The sequence below is a fragment of the Kineobactrum salinum genome, from assembly GCF_010669285.1.
GTDB classification, from domain to species: domain Bacteria; phylum Pseudomonadota; class Gammaproteobacteria; order Pseudomonadales; family Halieaceae; genus Kineobactrum; species Kineobactrum salinum.
Window position 1 is genome coordinate 2,237,800 of the sequence record NZ_CP048711.1, and the last position, 19,782, is coordinate 2,257,581.

Consider the following 19,782-nt stretch of genomic DNA (forward strand, 5'->3'; position numbering starts at 1 on the left):
TGCGCATTTGTAAAGAAATGATATGGATTTGATCTGCGCGGCGCGAATAAGGGGTAGACCATGGCTTTTAAGGGTACACTTCAAGATATACGGCTTTTCATCGCGGCTTATGAAGAGGAGTCTTTTACCGCGGCAGCAGTACGCGAGAATTGCACGCAGTCCGGTGTATCTCATCACATCCGACAACTGGAAAGCCTGTTTGGCATTAAACTGTTTAATCGCGATAGAGCAAAGGTCACTAGCACGCCAGCGGGCGACGATTTTTATCGGCATTGTGTGAAATTGTTGCGAAAAGTAGATGTTGCTTCCGAGGCGGTCTCTAGGTTCGCGGAAGGGTATCAAACCTGCTTTAATGTTGGCGTGATTCCGGCACTGGCCCACAGAGTCATCGCGCCCGCGCTGGTCCGTTTTACCGAGGAAAACCCCAACGTTAAAGTTGGTATTATCGAAAACTTCAGCACCTCGCTGACGACTATGGTGAGTTCCGGCGCAGTGGATTTTGCCTTTGGAACCGCGTTTGGTCGTGAATCCGGGGTGCGCCTGAGGCCGTTGCTTTCTTCACCCGAATGTTTGATCGCTTCCGGCGAAGGGGCTGCTTCTGTCACGCTTAAAGAGCTGCGCGAGTCGGGACCGCACAAGATTGTCTGGGCCGAAGGCATGCAATCGCGGCGCAATGCTATTGAAGGTTGGCTCGCAGACAAAGGTATAGAGGTAGCCGCAACCATGGAAGTGGGGTCTTCTCTGGTCACCTTGGATATGGTTAGCCGCAGTACCTGGAAAACGGTTTCTCCAGCAATTATCCTCGATCCAGAAACGGATTTGGAGAACCTCACGGCGATCCCCCTGTTAAAGCCGGATATTCGGCTGGATCTCACTGTTGTTGAGCGTATTAGTTCAGAGTTGCCGCAAGAGGCAGAAGAATTTATCCGGCTTGTTGTTGAAGAGGCAAAGCGGGTGAATCTTGCTTGGGAAGATATTTTCCGTAAGCGTGGTCTGCAAGGGCCCTCTTCATTAAAGTGGGTGGGTTAGTGATTAGTTTGTTACATGACCTTGCCGCGAACCTTTCATGACTAATGCCACTAGGAATCTGCTAATCTCTCCGCTAATACGTAAGTTTGGATAGATATAACATTACGCGGGGTTACTAGGAGTGGTTATGAAAAAAGAGATTCGGTTAAATGCATTAGATCAAGCTATCCCCAGCTTCCAAGCGTTTGGTTTATGGACCCATCCCGACGACCAAGCGATTAATTATACAACGCCTGAGTATTGGATGGACTACGCCAAGTTATTAGAGCGCGGCTTGTTTGATAGCTTATTTTTGGCTGACGTTTATGGTTTTCCCGATGTCTATCAGGGCAAGGCTGATGCCGCATTGCTGAATGGCTCAATGGCGCCTTGTCTCGACCCGGTGGTACTGATTCCTTTAATGGCATCGGTAACCTCGAACCTTTGCTTTACTGTAACCGGCAGTTGCTCTTATGAGCTTCCTTTCAGTTTTGCCCGACGTTTTTCGACGCTGGATCATATAACTCGGGGCAGGCTAGGGTGGAATATTGTTACCAGTTACCTGCGCAGTGGTGCGTTGGCGATGGGTAAAGACAAGCTTACCGAGCATGACTTGCGTTATGAGATGGCGGAAGAGTTTTTAGAGGGTGTCTATCGCCTCTGGCAGGAATCTTGGCAAGAAGGCTCCGTGATTAAAGATAAAGCTAAAGGTATCTATGCGGACCCAGCAAATATTAAACAGATCGATTTTGCTGGAGACTTTCACAAATTTCAGGCAATCGGGGCTGTGGAACCTTCTCCGCAACGTGTGCCAACGTTGTTCCAGGCCGGTGGCTCCGAGCGTGGGCGTCGCTTTGCCGCGCTGCATGCGGAAGGGGTGTACCTGAATGGAACCAAAACCGATATCGTGGCGGGTCAGGTGGCCAAAACCCGAGAACTTGCGACGGCAGTTGGGCGTAATCCTGAGAATATCAAGTTTTTTATGGGTGTCTCGGTATTCGTTGATGAAACTGAAGAAGCGGCAAAAGCCAAGTATCAAGACTACGAAAAATATGCAAGCCTTGAAGGCTTGTTAGGGCTAATGTCAGGTGCCATGGGAATAGATCTTTCTCAATACCCGCTGGATAAACCCATTGAATTTGCGCAGAACGATGCCAATCGCACGGCGTTGTTGAGCTTTACGCGCAACAGCGAATGGACGCTGAAAGAAGTGCTCCAGCAAAAAATTCTCTGTGGTTCCAATATGGCCATTGTCGGCACGCCGGATCAGGTTGCCGATGAGCTTGAGCACTGGATGGACGAGACCGGCATCGATGGCTTTAGCGTTGCCCGAATTCTTGCCCATGACTCCCTGGCAAGCTTTATCGACTTGGTGGTGCCAAAACTCCAGGAGCGGGGGCGCTATAAAACCGCTTATAGAGAAGGAACCTTCAGACAAAAGCTGGGTGCTGGCTGCCCCTACATTGCCCCGGACCATAAAGCCGCCTCTTACCTGGATTTGGGCTAAACGGGGTTACAACTGGTAATAGCAATGATGATGACGCAATCAATCAGTCCGCAAACGGGCCTGCGTGGCTTCAGGAACGCCTTGGGATGTTTTAGCACCGATGTCGTCGTGGTCACCACTGGAAAGGAACGATAGCGGAGGCATTTGCGAGGTAGGCGTAAACAAACTCTCCCGTCAGGTTTTTCCCCCACAGGGAGAGTCCTCAGCGTTCACATTCGCATCGGCGTAGCTCCAATCGGAGATGGGGACGAAGAATTCTATCATCGGAGCGAAGGTAAATTCGGGGCGTTTACCAGCTTATTCCCAGTCACGTCGACTCCCTGGTAGGTGCCCTCCTCGATTTTGGAATTCAGGTAATTCATGGAAGCTGAGAGCTTCATTACAGCCAAGGGTTTGTATTCGACTTCAAGCTCCGCACCCTCGATCCGTGACTTGGGAGTAACCGTCCGGTAATCAGTATCCGTCCGGTAAACCCATCTACCCATGGCCGTCCTGGCAGGTAACGTAGGTGTCCACCTATTCGTGGACTGCACCCCAAATATTGGACATTAATTTTAACTTGATTGATGGGTTTACCGGACGCTTACACTTGGGAAGATTTGTGAGCGCTTGGACAAAACCTGCAGAGGTAGATATAACGTCAACGATCTGCTGGTTGTTGTAGCGGTTATAGAAGACTGCTCCGTTGAGCCACAGATGATATTCGTCGAACTGAATCTTCACACCGAGTTCCGCGGCGGCAACGGTTTTCGGATGAGCCACTGTCAATGCGGATGGGTTGAAGGCTGCCTGGGCATTGAACGATGCACCGCGATAGCCCGGGTTCAGACTGGCATACAACAACGTGCCCTGGCTGATCGCATTAATATCCGTCAGGCTACGCGGAATCGTGTTGAAAACGGGCCTCCATTTAGATCACGAATCTGCGCCGCTGCCTCCGATGCCGGGATTGATCGGAGTATTGGATTGACTAGTGTTGAGGGGATTCCGTAATGATGTTGATACCCTCATGTCTAAGTCTTCGCTTGGCATTGCTAAAGGTAGTGTAAATATTTTCTCGCACTTTTTCTGAGGCGGAGACCTTCAAGCTGATTGATGAGCCTCTATATCCTGCTGCCGTAACGTAACCGTCCGGTAATCACACCTTGATGGGCGGCTCCCAGTTGTGCGGCAGCAGAGCTGTCAGGTCAGATTGCCTGGCGGTGGGGATACGCTCCAGCACATGCCGCAGATAGGCCTGGGCATCAAGCCCATTGATCTTAGCCGACTGGATCAGCGTCATCACGTTGGCCGCGCGCTGGCCGCTGCGCACAGAGCCTGCAAACAGCCAGTTCTTCCGCCCCAGGGCCCACGGCCTGATCTGGTTTTCCACCCAGTTGTTGTCGATGGGGATTCGCCCATCATCCAGATAACGAACCAGGGCCTCCCAGCGTTTCAAAGCATAATCGATCGCTTTGGCGGTACGTGTGCCGCTCGTCAGCTTGGATCGCTGTCCGGTTAACCAGCCATGGAATGCGGTGATGATGGGCCGCGCCTGTTGCTCGCGAACCTGTTGTCTGTGTTCCGGCATGGCTTCAGCCGTTGCGCGCTCAATCTCATAAAGCGCACCGATGGTGGCAAGGGCTCGCTCCGCAATCGGGCTCTGGTTGTGCTCCAGTAACTCATGGAACTTGCGTCTCGCATGGGCCCAGCAACCCACTTCGTGAATGCCCTGTACAAAGCCCGCTTTGTAGCCTGCGTAATCATCACAGATGAGGCTCCCCTGCCAACCGGCCAGGAACTCGCGAGACACCTGGCCGGATCGCGTGGGTTGGAAGTCGTACACCACGCCCTGTATCGGCAAGGTCCGCGGTGTCGCATAGGCCCACACATAGGCTCGCTGCGTTTTCTTCTTGCCGGGATCCAGCATCGCCACCGGTGTTTCATCGGCGTGCAGAATGTCCTGTGCCAGCAGTTCACGACGCAGCGCATCGACCAGCGGGGCCAGCTCCACCCCGCAGCGGCCCACCCAGTCAGCCAGTGTTGAGCGGGAGAGCTCAACACCCGCGCGGGCATAGATCTGCTGTTGCCGATACAGCGGCAGGTGATCCGCGTATTTGCTGATCAGCACCTGAGCCAGCAGGTTGGTCGTCGGAATGCCCTTGTCAATGACGTGGGGCGCCACGGGCGCCTGCACGAGGGTCTCGCACTGCTTACAGGCCCATTTGCTACGGATATGGCGTTCTACCGAGAACTGACCGGGCTCGTAGTCGAGCTTCTCACTGATATCTTCGCCAATGCAGGCTAGCTGGCAGCCGCAGGTGCACATGGTCGACTCGGGATCGTGGTGGATATCCGTGCGGGGCAATTCTGCAGGCAAGGATTGCCGTGCCGGCTTACGTGGCGTCCGCGTTGACCTGGGTGTGTCGGTGAGCTGCGCCAGCTCCGACTCTACCGCGGCGAGGTCCTCCTCAACGATGTCATCGAGCAGGCGGTATTGCGTGCTGCCACCCGCTTCACTGCGCTGGCCAAAGCGGTGACGTTTCAGTATGGCCAGCTCGTGAGTCAGTTGTTCGTTACGGATTTTGTAATGCTGCAGGGTCTTGTCGCGCTGGAGGAGTTCGGCGGCATGCTGCGCCTGTTGATCACCCAGCTGGGTGATCAACTGCGCTGCCATCTGGCGGAGCTGATCGTCTGAGAGGTGTGTGAGATCGGTGCGCAATTCCATGACCGATACTGTGCCAAAGAATCGAGCACGGCACCAGATCAACTATTTGCGTAGACTACGGTGCCCTTTTTTGCTCTGCGCTACTGCCGGTCAATCACGTGATTGGCCGCCGCGTATTGCCAGGGCAAGCCGACCACGAGGGCCTGTAGCTGCGCGCTGTCGAGTGTGACCACGCCGCCCGTGCGCAGGGGGCTCCAGGTGAACTTGCCCTGATGTAACCGGCGCGCGGCGAGCCAGATACCGAAGCCATCACACACCAGCACCTTCATCCGGTTGGCGCGCTTGTTGGCAAATACGTAGGCACAGTGGTGCCGGGCTTCACCGAAGCTGTTGATGACTCGGGCCAGCGCCGTATCGGGGCCTGCCCGCATATCGAGGGGTTCACGCGCGAGCCAAATCTCGTCAATCTGTATCACTGCAGGATGGACCTGAGCCAGGAGACCGAACGGTCGATCTCGCTCAATGGCCACTCCACGGTGACCTGGCCGAGCGGCGCATCCAGCCGGATGCTGACAGTGGGCTGAACTCGCGCTACGCTCTGGCCAGGGTTGGATGAGTCTTTGGTGGGCACGGGTAGCCGCACAAATTCTCCCGTGCCATCAACCGCCCGTGACCGGCGCCACTTGTGTACCAGGTTGAGGTTGAGGCCATGCCGCAGCGCGACCTCGGCCACGGAGGTGTTTGGCTGATGGCACTCGGCCAACACTCGCTGTTTGAACCTCGGCGAATAGCGCCGCCGCCGCTTGATGATCCTTGGAAGAGACGCTTCGTCATCCATATCAGGTGCCCACTTATCATTAGGTGGGCACCTAGCTTACGCAGTTCGCGGGGTTCGAAAAGATGGGTTTACCGGACGGTTACGCCGTAACCAGTCCATCGACATGTACTTACGGGTTCCCCATTTGGTACTCGCGATGTGGCGGAGCCTGGCACCTACCAACATTACGGCGGACTCGCCATCAGGGAATGCGCCGACAACCCGGGTACGGCGCCGGATTTCTCGCATGATCCGCTCCAGTGGGTTATTGATACGAATCTTCAGCCAGTGGGTCTGTGGATAGCCATAGAAAGCGAAGGTCTCGTCGATGCAGCGCTCCACCAAATCAGCAGCCTTCTGCAGCCGCATGGCTCTGAGTTCCTCGACAACCTTCATCGCTTTATCTTGAGCCGCCTCGCGGCTCTCCTGGGCATGGATAGCCTTGAGCATAGCGGAAACCAGGGCCATCTTCGCCCTGGGCACATGGCTGAACACCTTCCGATAGAAATGGACTGTACAGCGCTGCCAATCCGCCTCTGGGAAATACTCGGCCGCAGATTCACTCAAGCCCATGCAGGCATCAGAAATGACCATTCTGATGCCCTTCAAGCCTCGCGATTTCAAATGCGCCAGAAAGCTGCTCTAACCGGATTTGTCTTCCTTATGGTCTTCCTGTACGCCGAGAATATGCCGATACCCGTCCTGATCGATGCCGACAGCGACCAATACGGAGACGTTGCCTACCTCGCCGGCCCAGCTTCGCTTCAGGACGATGCCATCCAGGTACACAGGGATACTCGCCCTGGATAGGACGGTTCTGCCAGGTCTCAATATGCTTGTAGACCTTCTTGTTCAGCTTGCTAACGGTGCCGGAGCTGACGCGGGTTCCCCACAGGGCCTCGGTGATATCCTCGACCCGGCGGACGGAAACACCGGCCAGGTACATCTCCATCAGGGCCTCTTCAATCGAGGTTTCGCGGCGCTTGTATCGTTCAATGATGGCTGTCTCGAAGGTCTGCTTGCGTAGTTTTTGCATCTTCAGGGTGACTTCGTCGGCCTTGGCGTGGAATTTACGCTCATAGTGGCCGGCCCGAGTATCTATACGATCTGGGTGCATTCGTATCGCTGGGCCCCGCACATGGCGTTTGCCTCGGCATCCAGCATGGCGTTCAGCGTCTCCTCAACCGTACCTCGGACCAGTTCACCGAGATGATCCTGAATCTTGGCGTCATTGATCTGAATGACCTTACCCAAGCCCTTACTCTCGATATTGTTGCTCATGGTGGTGGTTCTCCGTTGTTGTGGGATTAAGCTTCGTAACTCAGTCGTATCAACTCTGGAGGCCACCGCCTCTTCTCAAATGTGCGAAAGATCATTTACGTTATCGCCATGATACGCGACCATCGCGGACTATAATGTCCGGACCAGCCGGACCGACTGTGGGAGACAAGTATGACCTGCCCTGATTGGGCTACAGCCGTACAGGCACTGCTTTGTCAGTAACGCGCGCCAATCCGGCCGGCTATGTGCTGGACAATATGGAGGGGGCGGTGGATCAGGCCACCTTTCTGGCGGCCACCGACACCCCTGTTGCCATCGTCGGTGCCCGCGGCACCGGCAAAATGTACATCGCCCGTATTCTGCATGCCAGTGCGGGGGTACCGCCGAGACTCTGGTACAGCTGGACTGTCGTGAATTTCGCAACCGTGATGATGCAAACCAGCGCATCCGGCGAGCTCTGCTGACCGGGGCGGGCAAGACCCTGGTGTTCAAGTCGCCGCAACTGATGGCCGCCGATGCCCAGCTCAGGCTTGCCCGGCAGATAGCCAGCCGGCGGCTGGCCGATGCCGACCCGCCGGCCTACCTGCCCCAGATGCGCTTCGTGGCTCTGTTTCCCGACAGCCTGCCGCGGCTGGTGGCGCAGGGGGTCCTGCAGCCCAAACTGGCCAGCGTATTTGCGGGCTATCCTGTGCAGGTACCACCCCTGCGCCACCGGAAACAGGCTATTCTGCGGTGGGCGAACAAGATACTCGGTCAGGAGAGTAGCAGCCGCAATCGTCTGTGCAAGGGGTTTACACCGGAAGCGGAACAGGCCATGCGGCAGCACGACTGGCACGGCAACATCAGTGAAATCCGCCAACGCGTGGTGCGCGCGCTGGACAACCGTCCGGGCGGGGAATGGCTGACGCCGCTCGATCTGCAGCTGTTCCTGGGCGACCAGGCACCCGCGGATACCGTGGCCTTGCCCCTGCGGCAGGAGTTCGGCGCAATGGACGCTAGCCACAGTCCCAGCGCCTGGGAGGAACTGGAACTGGCACTGGCAGAGCTGGTGCATCTGATACTGCGACAGGGTCCAGTACTGCCGCTGGGGACCTGGCTGGCGGATGAGGTGATACTGGCCGCTCGCGGACGCTACCCCGAGGCGCCGGGCAGGGTGGCGGCGTTCTTGCAAACCAGCCGACGCAATATCAATCGCTGGATGCCCCGCGTTGAACAGCGCGGGCCACTGCGCAGCGGCTGTGGGCTGTGGTTGCAGGTCGCGCGACTGGTGGACGACTGGGTGCGGGCGCTGGGGCTGGCGGGCCCTTCGCCGCTGGAACAGGCAGAGGCGCTGTTGCTGTTACAGCTCGAGGCGCAGCAGTCTCTGGCTACCGTAGCCCTGCGGGCAGAGTTACTCGGGGTGTCGAAACCGACCTATCTGAAGAAGGCTCGCCAGCTGCCGCAGGCGGCGGCAGTCAATGCAGTGGAGAAATGAGATGAGCGACTCTTCCACCAGTGCCAATGACCACGCAGCCGCCCAGGCCGCGGAGCACAAGACCGTCACCGAACTGGCGGCCGCCTATCAGGCGCTGGCGCAGGAAACCCTGCCTGCGGTACTGGGGTTCTCGGCCCGACTGAATCTGCTGTGGGACATGGCAGCGGTGGCGCCCTCGCGGATCGAGGGCCGCGTGCTGGGCATACTCGCGATCAACCCCGCCTGGGGAGAGACCGATCTCCGGCGCTGGCTGCAACAGGACGTATTGCCGCCCCGGGTCGAGCTGCGCAACATGGTTCGCTTTCTGGTGGAGCAACTGGGCCCGCAGCACGACGTGTTGCGCTGGGAAGCCTTCCTGATCTACGGCGCGCCGATTGTGCCGTCTCCGGTCGAGCATTTGCTGTACCGGGAGGACCAGGGCCGTCGCGACATTGCCACCCGCATCTTTGCCCGCATCACCGACCAGTACGGCATCGCGCCCACCAGTTATGATGCCGATGTAGTCTTCCAGCGCTGCTTGAAGCTGATGCATCAGTTCAATATCTATGAATGGCAGGACTTCCAGGCCGGCCATATGGAGCCATTCCGGAGCTATCTGTTCGCGCCGGAGTCGTGACGATCGCGACACGGGGAATGAAGAATTGTGAAGATTTTGCTTGCAGCGGGCATCCTGCAACTAAAATACTGGGTATCAATGCCGATCGACGGGAGCGCCAATGAGCGAATCGACCGAACAGCAGGACATAACGGGGATCAGGGTTGCGATCGTCGATGATGCGAAAACCATCCGCATGATGATGTCCCATACGTTGAAGCGGATGGGTTGCGAAGTAGAGTGTGCCGAAGATGGCTACCAGGCGCTGGGCATGTTGCGGCGCTTCCGGCCACAGATCGTGTTCCTCGATATCAGTATGCCGGAGCTGGATGGTTACCAGACCTGTACACTCATTCGCAATGCCGAGGAAACCCGGGATATACCGGTCATCCTGTTGTCTTCCTCCGACGGCATTTTTGACATCGCCCGGGGCCAGGCCCGGGGCGCTACGGCGCATGTAAGCAAGATCCCGGCAGACCCGGTATTGCGTCAGTTGATCTACGAACATACCCGCGTGGGAGCCGCGGCCTGACGATGACAACGGCGCTGAAGGCCCTGGGTGAACTACAGGAGCGCTACGCGCGCTGTGCAGTGGAGCTGCCCTCCCCGCCCGCACCCGAAGCGCTGTGGGTGGGTGTATTGCTGGAAATCGCCGGGGTCCGGCTGCTGGTCGCGGTGACAGACCTGGAGGCAATCATCGAGACTCCAGTAACTACCCGGGTTCCCGGCACCCGGCCCTGGGTACTCGGCATCGCGGCTCATCAGGGTGGCCTGCTGCCCGTGTTCTGTGGTGATGGGCTGTTCGAACAGCGGCTACAGGGGGGCGGGTGCGAGAGTACTGCATGGTGATAAACCAGCCCGGCTACCATTTCGCGATTACACTGGGTAAAGTGGAACGCACCGTGAAACTGCCTTTGCGGACGCGGCTGAACGAATACCCCGTGGAGGACGAGTTTGCCGCCTGTTGCAGTGGCGGTTTCCATTACGAAGAGCAGTTTCTGGGCATACTGGACATCGGCAAGCTGGTGATCAATCGCAGCTTGTCTGACGTTGCGGCCGATGCCGGACAGCCAGGCGAGGAGCGGCAATGAGCACACCCGTAAAACCCGGCGTTTTCAGCATCGGCCTCGTCGCGATTGCCACAGGAATCATGGTCTGCCTGATAGCCATGATCTACAGTCTGGGCATTGTGCCCAGCGAGCCGGGTCCGGCAATGGCGCAGTGGGCGGCAGTGCGTGCCGGCATGCTGCTGGTGCTGGTGGTCCTGGTGCTGCTCGGCATCCTCGCCGCCGCGCTGCTATGGCAGGATTACCGCCAGCAGTGGCGCCGCCAGTCGGCAGGCGCTGCCGCCATCACCGCGGCATTGCAGCGTGCGGCGGCCGGCGACCTGACCGCCAATGCCAGCGGTGACACACCCGTCACGGTGGCGATTGCGACACAGCTGAACATGACCAGCGAGCGGCAGCGAGAGTTGATCCGCAATATTCGGGCACCGTTCGAGGCGCTGGTGAGCGAGCTGCACAGTGTCGGCAAGAGCACGCGCAACCAGCTCGAGGGCAGTGTGGCGCTGGGTCAGCAGCTGCAGCAAACGACAGCGGCACTGGCGCGCAATCGCCAGAATGCGGACGCGGCCAGAACCACCAGTACCCAGGTATCCGGCACCGGCAGTCAGCACCGGCTGTTGGTGACCCGCGGCCAGGGTCTGGCCCGGGACATGTCCAGGGCCTCCGCCGATGTCCGCGAATCGGTACAGGATACTTCCAAGTCAGCCAAGCGGCAGAGCGAACTGATCCAGTCCGTAACTACAGCGGCGGAGTATATTCAGGCGCTGAACACCAAGATCTCCGTGGTGGCCATAAATACCCGCATTGAGGCGGAGCGGGCCGGGGAACACGGCAAACCCTTTCTCGGTATCGCCGAAGCCATGGGTGATTTGCTGCGCGAGGCGGAGGCCGAAGGGCGCAAGATCACTTCCGAAGTGCGGATGCTTCAGAATCTGTCGGCGGAAAATCTGAGCAGCATGGAGACCACGGTCGGCGCCGTGGTGACTATTCTGGAGTTCGTGGAGCGCCTCGACGACGCGCTCGGCGAAATCAGCCAGGGGCCGAAAAAATGCTGTTGCAGGCGTCCTCCCTGAACGATGTTACCGCGCAGGCCGCCACGGGCGCTGACGAAGCCAGCGAGCTGCTGGCCCGGATCAGCGAACAGAGCCTGATGCTGGGCGAGAACAGCGAACTGAGCCGCACCGGGGTAGCTGCACTGCAGCAATCGGTGGCCACTCTAGCCCGCAATCTCGGCCGGATCCGGATCGACCCCCAGGAGTCCTCCGCCGGTGAGGCCGCGCCGACGGCAACGGCCTCATCCAGCGCGACTGAGGAGCCGGCTTCGATCGAAATGTCCGGACGGGCGGCACCCTGAATGAGCAGCCGGCCGGGAGCCTTGCAATGCCCTCCAGCCTAGATACTGTTGCGCTGGGCTGGGTGCGTATCCCGCTGGCCCGGCAGATCGTCAATGCCGAGGCCGCCCTGGTCGAATACAGCCGCGATACCGGGCACAGGAAGCCGCTACTGCAATGCCTGTGGGCGCTGCATCACATTACCGCGACAGTGCGGATGCTGGGCCTGAACAAGGCGGAAATACTGGCCCTGGAGATGGAACGTGGGCTGCAGCGCCTGTATCAGGAAAAAGTGCTGGCGGAGCGACGCAACCTTACCATGGGCGGCTTGATGCGGGCGCTGCGGATACTGCCTGCCTACCTGGATCATGTGCAGCGCTGCGGAGTCGATACCGGCCGGGGTCTGGAGCCCTGCGTCAATGACCTGCGCCGCTGGGAGGGAGAGCGGCCCCGGCCGCAGGCGCTGTTCTTCCATTTTGATATTCCGCCGCAGCGGGGTATCAGCAGCGAAGCCGCGGCAGGCAGTGACGGCGCCGTGCGCGAGACGGCCCAGCAGTCTCTTGCGCCCTATCTGCAGGGGGTGAAGGCGATTCTGGGCGAGACCCGGCCGCTGGCCAGTGTGGTTGCGGTGGCGCGGATTACCGTGAAAATGCAGCGACTTTTCCGTGGTACCGAGGCGGAACGATTCTGGTTGTTGCAAACCGGACTGTGCGAGGGGATAGCGGCGGGACTGATCATCCCGGACGAGGGTGTAGCCCAGATATTCAAGGCGGGTACATTCATGATCAAACACGCCCGTGAGTACGGCGGCCAACTGAACCCGACGATAGACCTGGACCGTCTGGCGCAGCAACTGTTGTTCTATATCGCCGCCTGCAGGGCCAGGCCCCTGTATATCGGCTATCTCTGGCAACTCTATGGCATCACTCCGGACACCCTGACCGATGCCGGCCGCATCCTGATCCACAGCGATGCATTGATGACTGCGCTGGCGGCCGGATTGGAGCGCCTGAACCGGCTGGCCGGATATCTTGAGGCCGCCGACCACGATGGCACCGTCGCACCAGAACTCCCCGGCTGCGCCAGCGAAGCCGCCGATCGGCTGATGGCGGCGGGCGAGCCCGCTCATGCGGACGCGTTGCGGAACAGCCAGGAGCTTATGCGACAGCTGATCGAGCCGGTCGGTAACCCAAGTACCGATCAGCGCAGCCAATTGCTGGCCAGGCTGGCCCGCATGATCGTCAGTGCCCAGCTGGATCTGGAATTGCGCCTGCGCCATGACGGCACGGCGCCGCCGGGAGGGGTCGAGCATGAAGCACGGGTCGCGCTGGTGGCGACCACGATGGACAGGATGGTGCGAGTGGGTCAGCAGCTGGATCAGGCGCTGCGCCGCCAGAACCTGGACCGTGCCCTGGACGCCCAGCGGCAGGGGGCGGCCGGGATGCAGGCCCTGGCCGCCGTTCTGAACAGCTATCTCAACGAGTCAGCCGATGGCCACGAGACCCTGCGCGATGTGGTCGCAAGCGCCGCCCTGGGCAGCGCGGATCCGGTGCAGCTGCAGCAGTTGGCGACAGAATTTGCTGCCGGGTTGCAGGATCCGCCGACGCAACAGGTCGTGCAACAGTGCTGCGCGCAGTTGGGGGCCATTCGCGATGCGCTGGAACACGTTGCAATGCAGCGCGAAGCGGCGGTGATCGGGCACTGTGAACATTGCCTGGCCCAATTCCGGGGGCCGGACCTCGACGCCGGCCTGTTGCTGCCAATGGCACAGGCCTTTGCCCAGCTGGAGCTGCATTTGGAGCGTGTTCGCAGCGGGGTACCGGAGTCTGCCGGGGGGCACTGGAGCGAGCCCTGGTCCAGGCGGAATCATTGTTAGCAGAAGCGGACACAACCCCCGATCAGCAGCCCGCCGGCAGCACTGTTGCCGCAGAGACCGAATCCATTCCCGCGGAGCTGCAGGAGATCTTCCTGGAAGAGAGCGATGACATTATCCGGCAACTGCAGCAGCTGTTGCCGGCCGACGGGATGGGTTTGCCGAGCGCTGAGCAGTTGCGCGAGATACGCAGACACTTCCACACCTTCAAGGGCAATGGCCGGGCCGTAGGTGCCCACCGGCTGGCCGATCTCGGGGCAGCGGTGCAGGACATGCTGGACCGGGTGCTGGAAGGCGAACTGTCCCTGGACCCTGCGCTGCAGTCGCTGCTGCGGGATGTCATCCAGGCGCTGCCTGAGCTGGTGGCGGGCGCCGGCCTGGATGTTGCCGACATTGCCGCGCTCCAGCTGCGCTGCCAGCAGGCTTGCCGGGGCGCCGGCGCATCCGCCAGTGCGGCCACCGACGACAGCTACACCGCCGCCAGCGACCCACCGGTCTGGCACCGGTAGACCGCTGGAACGAGGAGACAGTCATCGTGGAAATGAAGCCGGACACAATTGCCGCCCAGGAGTGGGCCAGGGAGCTGGCGGACGAATGGGGCGAACGCGCCTTCCGCTGGCTGCTGGAACGCGATCTTGAGGAGCCCGAGGAAAAGCTGTTCACGGTTACCGGGCGGGAACAGGAGGGCGATGGCGCACTCAGCGATGCGGAAACCAGGCTCGGCGCCCGGCACATGCTGGGTGGTATGCCCGGGGGTGACGATCTTTCTGCCTTTATCGAAGAGGAAATTGTGCTGACGTCGGTAGGCTCCTCAGCCAGCGACATTTACGCCAGCAGCAGCACTCCTTCAGCCTTGCCACCCGACGAGCCGCCGCAACACAATTTTATCGCGGTCGAGCACAGCCGCGTGACGAAGCGGCAACCGGCAATTGCCGAGCTGGAAGCGCTGGAGGGAGTGGACGTGTTGGGCATTGGCCCACCGCCGCCGCTGCCTGCCGAGGCCGAGGCGGCCACCGAAGCCGCAGAAGCCGCAGAAATTACAACAGTAGAAGCCACCGATGTGGCTCCGGCCGCTATATCGGCTGCCGCAACCGACACCGGCATGACGGATATCGCGCCGCCGGCTGTCGCTGCCAGTGACGATGAGCCCGATTCTGCCCCGCCCATTGCTGCGACACCGGAACAGCTCGCCGACCCAATTCCGGCGACAGAGATTCCGGCTGCCCCTGCCCCGCCCGCCGCCGACGAGTTCCGGGACGATGCCGAGGCCCGGCCGGAGCCCGTGCCGGATGCCACCAGCGACCACTGGTCCTGGTGCGTGCCCCGCGACATCACCTTCACGTTCAGCACCCGCGGTGGTGGCGAGCTGTACCATGATTTCCTGGATGCCTTTCTGGAGGAAGCCGGGACTGAGCTGGAGAAGCTGGAAGACGCGCTGGGGGCCTGGGAGCGCGATATCGCCGACCCGGGCGCCGCGGACACCGTGGGCCGGGTACTGCATACCATCAAGGGCATCGCCAAAGGCGTCGGCCTGCAGCGCTACGGTACCCTGGTCCACAACTTCGAGACCCTGCTGGCCGCGCTGCCACGGCCGCAGGAGAGCGGGGAACAGGAGTATTTCCGGCTGGTGAATGCCTGGCTGGATACCGCAGTGCGCGGTTACGATCACATCCAGGCGACCCGCAGCGATATTGCCAGCGAACTGCCGTTGCAGACCGATGGCCCCGCATCGACGCCGGCCACCCCGCAGTCGGCGACCGCGAGCGCACCGCGGCTGCAGCCGCTGACCGCCGGCGGCCGGCAACAGGAACGTGAGCTTGCGGATGAGGGTGCCAAAGTCCTGTCGGCTCAGCAGACGATCCGGATCAGCCCGGACTCACTGGACCATCTGCTCAACCTGGGCAATGAGGTGCAGAAGCTGGGGTGCGTGCCTCCCAGAGTACGCTCAGGGGCAAGCGTGCGACGGCGGAACTGCTGGGCCGTCTGACTTCGCTGCGCACTCATATTGCCAGAATATCGGATCGGGCGTTGCTCAGCGTGACAGTCCGCGGTGGCCAGCCGGCTGCAGAGATGGACGCGCTGGAGATGGACCAGTACTCGGAGCTGCACGAAGTGGCCAGCATTCTGCGCGAAGCGGTGGATGACCTCGATGACCTGGCGCGCCTCTCCAGTCGGCAAGCCTCCGCCGCCGAGGCCATGTTGAAGCAACAGGCGGGGCTTGTTACCTCACTCGGCTCGGCCATTCGGGCCGCCCGGGTGATGCCTGTCTCTCGGCTGATGCCGGGACTGCGCCGGATTGTCCGTACCGTCAGCGGCGAGCTGGGCAAGGCAGTGGTGTTCAGGGTCCTGCGCGAGGCCGGCAAGCTGGACCGCGACAGTCATGCCTGCTGCCAGATCATACTCGAACACATGGTGCGCAACGCCCTGGACCACGGCATTGAGGCACCCGCGGAACGCCTGGCCGCCGGCAAGCCGGATACCGGCGTGATTGCGATCGACGTACGCAAACAGGGTTCGGACTATATCGTCAGCCTCAGCGATGACGGCCGCGGGATCGATCCGGCGCGCATGCGTTCGCATGCCGTCAGCAAGGGGCTGGACATCGACCCCGACAGCCTCAGCGACCGCGAGGCCCAGCGGCTGATCTTCCACAAGGGGTTCTCCACTGCCTCCCGGCTCAGTGAAATATCCGGTCGCGGTGTCGGCATGGACATCGTAATGGAGGAGCTGCAACGCATCGGCGGCGATATCGAGATCGATTCCGAAGTGGGCCGCGGCACCCGCTTCAACATCCGCATTCCCTCCAATATCAGTGTCAACGGCGCATTGCTGGTCAGTGCCGGAGACGCCTCCTACGCGATTCCTTTCGATGGTCTGACAGGCGTCGAGCACGTGCCGACTGCGGAGTTCTACCAGGCGGTCGAGAGCCACTCCCGACTGCCGTTGCTGGGTCTGGCCTGTGAACCGGCCTATCTGGCGACCCTCTGCAGTGGCGCCGTGCTGCCCGACCAGGACAGCTGGGGCGCGACGGTGCCGGTGATCATTGCCGGCTCGGGCCAGCGTCATATGGCCATCGCGGTGGATGATGTGGAACAGGCCCTGGAGCTGGTGATTCGCTCGCTGGGTAGCCAGTTCGCCAATATTCCGGGCGTGACTGGCGCCACCACCAGCGCCGACGGGCGCGCCATCGTCGCGCTCAATCTCAACGCGCTGGTGGCCAGTCAGACCGGGCAGGAGGCCCAGGTGCTGGCGCCCGAGACGCCCCGGGATGAACAGCTGCTGGTGATGGTGGTCGACGATTCCAGGACCCAGCGCATGGTGGCTACCAACCAGCTGCACAATCTCGGGGTAGAGACGGTGACGGCCGAAAACGGCCTCGCGGCGATGGAACTGCTCAATACGGCGCACCGGCTGCCGGACATCATCCTGTTGGATGTTGAGATGCCACTGAAGGACGGCATTCAGACCCTGCGCGAGATCCGCCGCACGAGTCGTTGCGCCCATATCCCCGTGATCATGGTGACCTCCCGCACCGGACCCAAGCACCGCACCCTGGCGGAACAGGCTGGCTGCAACGGCTACATGGGCAAGCCGTTCAATTTTCCACTGCTGGTGGATCAGATTGCGCAGTTGACAGGCCGCCCGCTACAGCTGCCATGAGCTCTGACAATTCGCAGCGCTGTATTCTGCTGCCCTGCGCCGATGATCAGACCTGGGCAGTACCGCCCAACTGCCTGGCGGAGATTGCCCTGCTACCGGCGATCAGCACCGACCGGGTCAGCTGGCGTCACCGTGATATTCCGCTGTTCGTGGGCGCGTCGGCAGCGCTGCGGGCCGATCCCTGTCCCTGTGCCATCTTCCTGGGTATTGGGGATCAGAATTGCGATTTCTGGGCGCTGGCACTGAGCAGCTGCAGCGTCCGGGCGATGACCCTGCCGGCGGCCGCGCTGGAAGAAGAGCCAGAGCAGGTGCAGCCGGGTTGCCTGGGCGCCTTTCGTTTCGAAGGGTTGCTGTGTCAGGTGCCGGATCTGCCGGCGCTGCAGGCCCGTCTCGCCGGCTCCGTGTAGTTTCCTTCCCGCTGTGGTTGTGACTGCAGTGGAAAAAAATGCCCCCTCCTGCCCCTGTTTCGGGTGCAAGGCGGGCCGCTCGTGGAAAATTCTGGTCCTTTCTGGGCTGTTCGCGCGCAATTGGTGAGAAAAAGGCTTGGTGGCGGATTGCCACGCCCGGGATCGCTGAATATAAAGGTTTGGCACTGTTGGCGTGCCGGTCTTGTTCCACGGTCCGGGCTGCGGGTAGTGCCACAAGAAACCGTCTATTGCAGCGGCTGAAACACGCTTATCCATCAGGGGTGAAACATGACGACAATTACGCCTACGGCTGCGGTGGGACGCAGCCAGCCGGAGGGGATGGAAGTCTTCGCGGTAATCGATGGGCGCAAGATCTTTCTGCCGACCGAGGCGCGCTACGTAATGCAGGACCGCCGCGGGCTCTGGTTCTACAGCAAGCGCAAGCCGCGCGTCGCCGAGGACGACTGGACGCCGAACAAGACCAGCATCGCCTGCATCACTGAGCGCGGCTGCGTGCGCGCATTGAAAACGGAGACTGCCCGTCCCTGGCTGGAAACCTGCCAGCGCACCATACGCATGGTTGCCAGCGACGGTGAACGGCGTCCCGCGGACGATTACTGCTGAAAGTCACCGCTACTCCTGCACAATTATCCTGAAGGAGTACCAACGGGCGGCACTTGTTCCGCCAGCACCATATCGAGGCGTTCGGTCTCGATATCATTGTGCAGCGGTTCCAGCGAGGGCATGGTCTTGTTCGCCGTGGTCGACAGCTGCTGAAAGCGTTCCACCTTGCCCGCGAGGCCCTGTTTGCCGGTCAGGCTGGTGACGGTCCTGTTGTAGTGGTTGCCCGCCGCCTGCAGGGTCTGGCCCAGCTTCTGTAGACGTTCCGCCATGTGGCAGACCTGGTTGTAAATCTCGCCCGCACTGCGGCTGATCTCGCGCGCCTCCGCATTGCTGCGCTCCACCATCCACAGGTTCGCCACGGTGCGCAGCACCGGCATCAGCGTGGTATGTGAGACCAGCACGACACCGCGCTGGTAGCCGTAATTGAACAGTTCGCGGTTGTGCTGCATGACTGCGATATAGGCCGGCTCCACCGGCATGAACATCAGCACGAAGTCCGGACTGCCCATGCCCGGCAGGTTGGCGTAGTCCTTGCCGGCAAGCTCGTCCACATGCTGCCGCACAGCGCGGCTGTGGGCATCCAGGCAGGCCTGTTGCTCCTCTTCGGTGTCGGCCGCGACAGCGCGCTCCCAGGCGACCAGCGAAACCTTGCTGTCGATCACCAAGTGACGCCGGTCGGGAAGTTTTATCAGCAGATCGGGCAGCCAGCGCCTGCCCTGCCGGTCACGAACCGTGCTCTGGGTTTCGTAGTGCTCGCCGGCGACCAGCCCGGCCAGCTCCAGGCTGCGTTCCAGCTGCGCCTCGCCCCAGTTGCCCGCGATCTTGTTGTCACCCTTGAGCGCCTGGGCCAGGTTGTTGGCCTGGTCACTCATCTGCAGGCCGATCTCCAGTACCTTGCGCAGTTCACTCTCCAGCGTGGCATTGCCCTTCAGCGATTCCGAGTGGACCTGGTCGATGCGCTGCTGGAAGCCGCTGATCTGTTCCCGGAATGGCTGCAACAGGGCCTGCAACGAATCCCGGCTGCTGGCGGTGAAGCTTTTGTCGCGGGCCTCGAAAATCCGGTTTGCCAGGTTTTCGAACTCCTGCCGCAGATGCTCCCGGTTGTCGTTGAGCAAGCCGATCTGCGCCTCGTGCTGATGCTGGTGCTCCAGATGCTGGGTCTGCAGACGCTCGTAGTCGCTGCGCAGATTGTGATAACGGCTGTTGAGCTGCGCCAGTGCCTCGCGTTGCCTGCGGGTCAGCCGCGTCAATCGGCGCAGGCGCAACAGCAACGCCGCCGCCCCCGCCAGGCCGAGGCCCAGCAGCAGGGCCGCGGCCAGCGCCAGCAGCAGTTTCGGGTCCATGGCCAGGACCGGGTCGACAGACATTGGCAGTTCCTTCCTCCGGCAATGGCCAGTGTAAAGCAAAGCGCAACTCATGGGGGACTGCGGGGGCCTTCCGAGGGTCCGCCGGCCGGTCTTTACCGCCGCGGGCTTTATGCCTATGATGCCTAGG

Annotated in this window: 21 protein-coding genes and 1 pseudogene; 16 read left to right on the forward strand and 6 right to left on the reverse strand. The window is 60.7% G+C overall.

Features of this window, described 5'->3' with window-relative positions; all coding sequences use genetic code 11:
* Positions 1-60: 60 nt before the first annotated feature.
* Complete coding sequence (locus G3T16_RS09640; protein ID WP_163494998.1) at positions 61-1,029, forward strand: LysR family transcriptional regulator; 969 nt, start codon at positions 61-63, stop codon at positions 1,027-1,029.
* 127 nt (positions 1,030-1,156) lie between these two features.
* Positions 1,157-2,515 (forward strand): NtaA/DmoA family FMN-dependent monooxygenase, encoded by a 1,359-nt coding sequence (locus tag G3T16_RS09645; RefSeq protein WP_163495000.1) that lies wholly within the window; start codon positions 1,157-1,159, stop codon positions 2,513-2,515.
* 516 nt (positions 2,516-3,031) lie between these two features.
* On the opposite strand, the gene G3T16_RS09650 is transcribed toward G3T16_RS09645, so the two are convergent.
* From G3T16_RS09650 to G3T16_RS09670, 5 genes and pseudogenes are all read right to left on the reverse strand, one after another.
* Positions 3,032-3,355, reverse strand: a complete 324-nt coding sequence (locus tag G3T16_RS09650; protein ID WP_163495002.1) for a TonB-dependent receptor — start codon at positions 3,353-3,355, stop codon at positions 3,032-3,034.
* A gap of 298 nt (positions 3,356-3,653) precedes the next feature.
* Positions 3,654-5,222, reverse strand: coding sequence for an IS66 family transposase (gene tnpC, locus G3T16_RS09655; protein WP_163494021.1), 1,569 nt, complete (start codon positions 5,220-5,222; stop codon positions 3,654-3,656).
* Positions 5,223-5,302: 80 nt separating this feature from the next.
* Entirely contained in the window at positions 5,303-5,638 is a 336-nt protein-coding gene (gene tnpB, locus G3T16_RS09660; protein ID WP_163494022.1) for an IS66 family insertion sequence element accessory protein TnpB, read from the reverse strand.
* Positions 5,635-6,000 carry a transposase gene (locus G3T16_RS09665; RefSeq protein ID WP_163494023.1) on the reverse strand — a complete coding sequence of 122 codons (366 nt, stop codon included), beginning with the start codon at positions 5,998-6,000 and terminating at the stop codon, positions 5,635-5,637. Before G3T16_RS09665 ends, tnpB begins: the two co-directional genes overlap by 4 nt.
* 36 nt (positions 6,001-6,036) lie before the next feature.
* Positions 6,037-7,260 (reverse strand): annotated as a pseudogene (locus tag G3T16_RS09670) (IS256 family transposase).
* 212 nt (positions 7,261-7,472) lie between these two features.
* Here G3T16_RS09670 and G3T16_RS09675 point away from each other — a divergent pair.
* The 14 genes from G3T16_RS09675 to G3T16_RS09740 all read left to right on the forward strand — a co-directional run bounded on the left by G3T16_RS09675 (position 7,473) and on the right by G3T16_RS09740 (position 18,288).
* On the forward strand, positions 7,473-7,724 hold the full coding sequence (locus G3T16_RS09675) for a sigma 54-interacting transcriptional regulator (protein WP_163495004.1): 252 nt from the start codon (positions 7,473-7,475) through the stop codon (positions 7,722-7,724).
* A 20-nt stretch (positions 7,725-7,744) separates the two neighbouring features.
* Positions 7,745-8,734 (forward strand): AAA-type ATPase lid domain-containing protein, encoded by a 990-nt coding sequence (locus tag G3T16_RS09680; RefSeq protein WP_163495006.1) that lies wholly within the window; start codon positions 7,745-7,747, stop codon positions 8,732-8,734.
* Position 8,735: 1 nt separating this feature from the next.
* The gene (locus G3T16_RS09685; RefSeq protein ID WP_163495008.1) at positions 8,736-9,350 is read left to right on the forward strand and encodes a hypothetical protein; all 615 of its coding nucleotides are present in this window, start codon (positions 8,736-8,738) and stop codon (positions 9,348-9,350) included.
* A gap of 100 nt (positions 9,351-9,450) precedes the next feature.
* On the forward strand, positions 9,451-9,861 hold the full coding sequence (locus tag G3T16_RS09690; protein WP_163495010.1) for a response regulator: 411 nt from the start codon (positions 9,451-9,453) through the stop codon (positions 9,859-9,861).
* 2 nt (positions 9,862-9,863) lie between these two features.
* Positions 9,864-10,178 carry a chemotaxis protein CheW gene (locus G3T16_RS09695; RefSeq protein WP_163495012.1) on the forward strand — a complete coding sequence of 105 codons (315 nt, stop codon included), beginning with the start codon at positions 9,864-9,866 and terminating at the stop codon, positions 10,176-10,178.
* Positions 10,172-10,420: a hypothetical protein gene (locus G3T16_RS09700; RefSeq protein WP_163495014.1), complete on the forward strand. Its 249-nt coding sequence runs from the start codon at positions 10,172-10,174 to the stop codon at positions 10,418-10,420. The genes G3T16_RS09695 and G3T16_RS09700 overlap by 7 nt, the downstream gene beginning before the upstream one ends.
* Positions 10,417-11,466, forward strand: a complete 1,050-nt coding sequence (locus tag G3T16_RS09705) for a methyl-accepting chemotaxis protein (RefSeq protein ID WP_163495016.1) — start codon at positions 10,417-10,419, stop codon at positions 11,464-11,466. Before G3T16_RS09700 ends, G3T16_RS09705 begins: the two co-directional genes overlap by 4 nt.
* Positions 11,442-11,747, forward strand: a complete 306-nt coding sequence (locus tag G3T16_RS09710; RefSeq protein WP_163495018.1) for a hypothetical protein — start codon at positions 11,442-11,444, stop codon at positions 11,745-11,747. Before G3T16_RS09705 ends, G3T16_RS09710 begins: the two co-directional genes overlap by 25 nt.
* A gap of 26 nt (positions 11,748-11,773) precedes the next feature.
* Positions 11,774-13,600 (forward strand): hypothetical protein, encoded by a 1,827-nt coding sequence (locus G3T16_RS09715; RefSeq protein WP_163495020.1) that lies wholly within the window; start codon positions 11,774-11,776, stop codon positions 13,598-13,600.
* The gene (locus tag G3T16_RS09720; protein ID WP_163495022.1) at positions 13,594-14,106 is read left to right on the forward strand and encodes an Hpt domain-containing protein; all 513 of its coding nucleotides are present in this window, start codon (positions 13,594-13,596) and stop codon (positions 14,104-14,106) included. Before G3T16_RS09715 ends, G3T16_RS09720 begins: the two co-directional genes overlap by 7 nt.
* 32 nt (positions 14,107-14,138) lie before the next feature.
* Positions 14,139-15,584: an Hpt domain-containing protein gene (locus G3T16_RS09725; RefSeq protein WP_163495024.1), complete on the forward strand. Its 1,446-nt coding sequence runs from the start codon at positions 14,139-14,141 to the stop codon at positions 15,582-15,584.
* Complete coding sequence (locus G3T16_RS09730) at positions 15,521-17,257, forward strand: hybrid sensor histidine kinase/response regulator (RefSeq protein ID WP_163495026.1); 1,737 nt, start codon at positions 15,521-15,523, stop codon at positions 17,255-17,257. The genes G3T16_RS09725 and G3T16_RS09730 overlap by 64 nt, the downstream gene beginning before the upstream one ends.
* Complete coding sequence (locus G3T16_RS09735) at positions 17,254-17,664, forward strand: hypothetical protein (RefSeq protein ID WP_163495028.1); 411 nt, start codon at positions 17,254-17,256, stop codon at positions 17,662-17,664. The genes G3T16_RS09730 and G3T16_RS09735 overlap by 4 nt, the downstream gene beginning before the upstream one ends.
* A 288-nt stretch (positions 17,665-17,952) precedes the next feature.
* Positions 17,953-18,288 (forward strand): hypothetical protein, encoded by a 336-nt coding sequence (locus G3T16_RS09740; RefSeq protein WP_163495030.1) that lies wholly within the window; start codon positions 17,953-17,955, stop codon positions 18,286-18,288.
* Between the two features lie 23 nt (positions 18,289-18,311).
* On the opposite strand, the gene G3T16_RS09745 is transcribed toward G3T16_RS09740, so the two are convergent.
* Positions 18,312-19,655: a DNA recombination protein RmuC gene (locus G3T16_RS09745; RefSeq protein ID WP_232059334.1), complete on the reverse strand. Its 1,344-nt coding sequence runs from the start codon at positions 19,653-19,655 to the stop codon at positions 18,312-18,314.
* Positions 19,656-19,782: the final 127 nt, after the last annotated feature.

Excerpts from the sequence above, each read along its gene's own strand:
- G3T16_RS09640 (WP_163494998.1), top strand. The coding sequence starts at position 61 with ATGGCTTTTAAGGGTACACTTCAAGATATACGGCTTTTCATCGCGGCT.
- G3T16_RS09645 (WP_163495000.1), top strand. The coding sequence starts at position 1,157 with ATGAAAAAAGAGATTCGGTTAAATGCATTAGATCAAGCTATCCCCAGC.
- tnpC (WP_163494021.1), bottom strand. The coding sequence starts at position 5,222 with ATGGAATTGCGCACCGATCTCACACACCTCTCAGACGATCAGCTCCGC.
- G3T16_RS09665 (WP_163494023.1), bottom strand. The coding sequence starts at position 6,000 with ATGGATGACGAAGCGTCTCTTCCAAGGATCATCAAGCGGCGGCGGCGC.
- G3T16_RS09685 (WP_163495008.1), top strand. The coding sequence starts at position 8,736 with ATGAGCGACTCTTCCACCAGTGCCAATGACCACGCAGCCGCCCAGGCC.
- G3T16_RS09690 (WP_163495010.1), top strand. The coding sequence starts at position 9,451 with ATGAGCGAATCGACCGAACAGCAGGACATAACGGGGATCAGGGTTGCG.
- G3T16_RS09695 (WP_163495012.1), top strand. The coding sequence starts at position 9,864 with ATGACAACGGCGCTGAAGGCCCTGGGTGAACTACAGGAGCGCTACGCG.
- G3T16_RS09700 (WP_163495014.1), top strand. The coding sequence starts at position 10,172 with ATGGTGATAAACCAGCCCGGCTACCATTTCGCGATTACACTGGGTAAA.
- G3T16_RS09705 (WP_163495016.1), top strand. The coding sequence starts at position 10,417 with ATGAGCACACCCGTAAAACCCGGCGTTTTCAGCATCGGCCTCGTCGCG.
- G3T16_RS09710 (WP_163495018.1), top strand. The coding sequence starts at position 11,442 with ATGCTGTTGCAGGCGTCCTCCCTGAACGATGTTACCGCGCAGGCCGCC.
- G3T16_RS09715 (WP_163495020.1), top strand. The coding sequence starts at position 11,774 with ATGCCCTCCAGCCTAGATACTGTTGCGCTGGGCTGGGTGCGTATCCCG.
- G3T16_RS09725 (WP_163495024.1), top strand. The coding sequence starts at position 14,139 with ATGAAGCCGGACACAATTGCCGCCCAGGAGTGGGCCAGGGAGCTGGCG.
- G3T16_RS09735 (WP_163495028.1), top strand. The coding sequence starts at position 17,254 with ATGAGCTCTGACAATTCGCAGCGCTGTATTCTGCTGCCCTGCGCCGAT.
- G3T16_RS09740 (WP_163495030.1), top strand. The coding sequence starts at position 17,953 with ATGACGACAATTACGCCTACGGCTGCGGTGGGACGCAGCCAGCCGGAG.
- G3T16_RS09745 (WP_232059334.1), bottom strand. The coding sequence starts at position 19,655 with ATGTCTGTCGACCCGGTCCTGGCCATGGACCCGAAACTGCTGCTGGCG.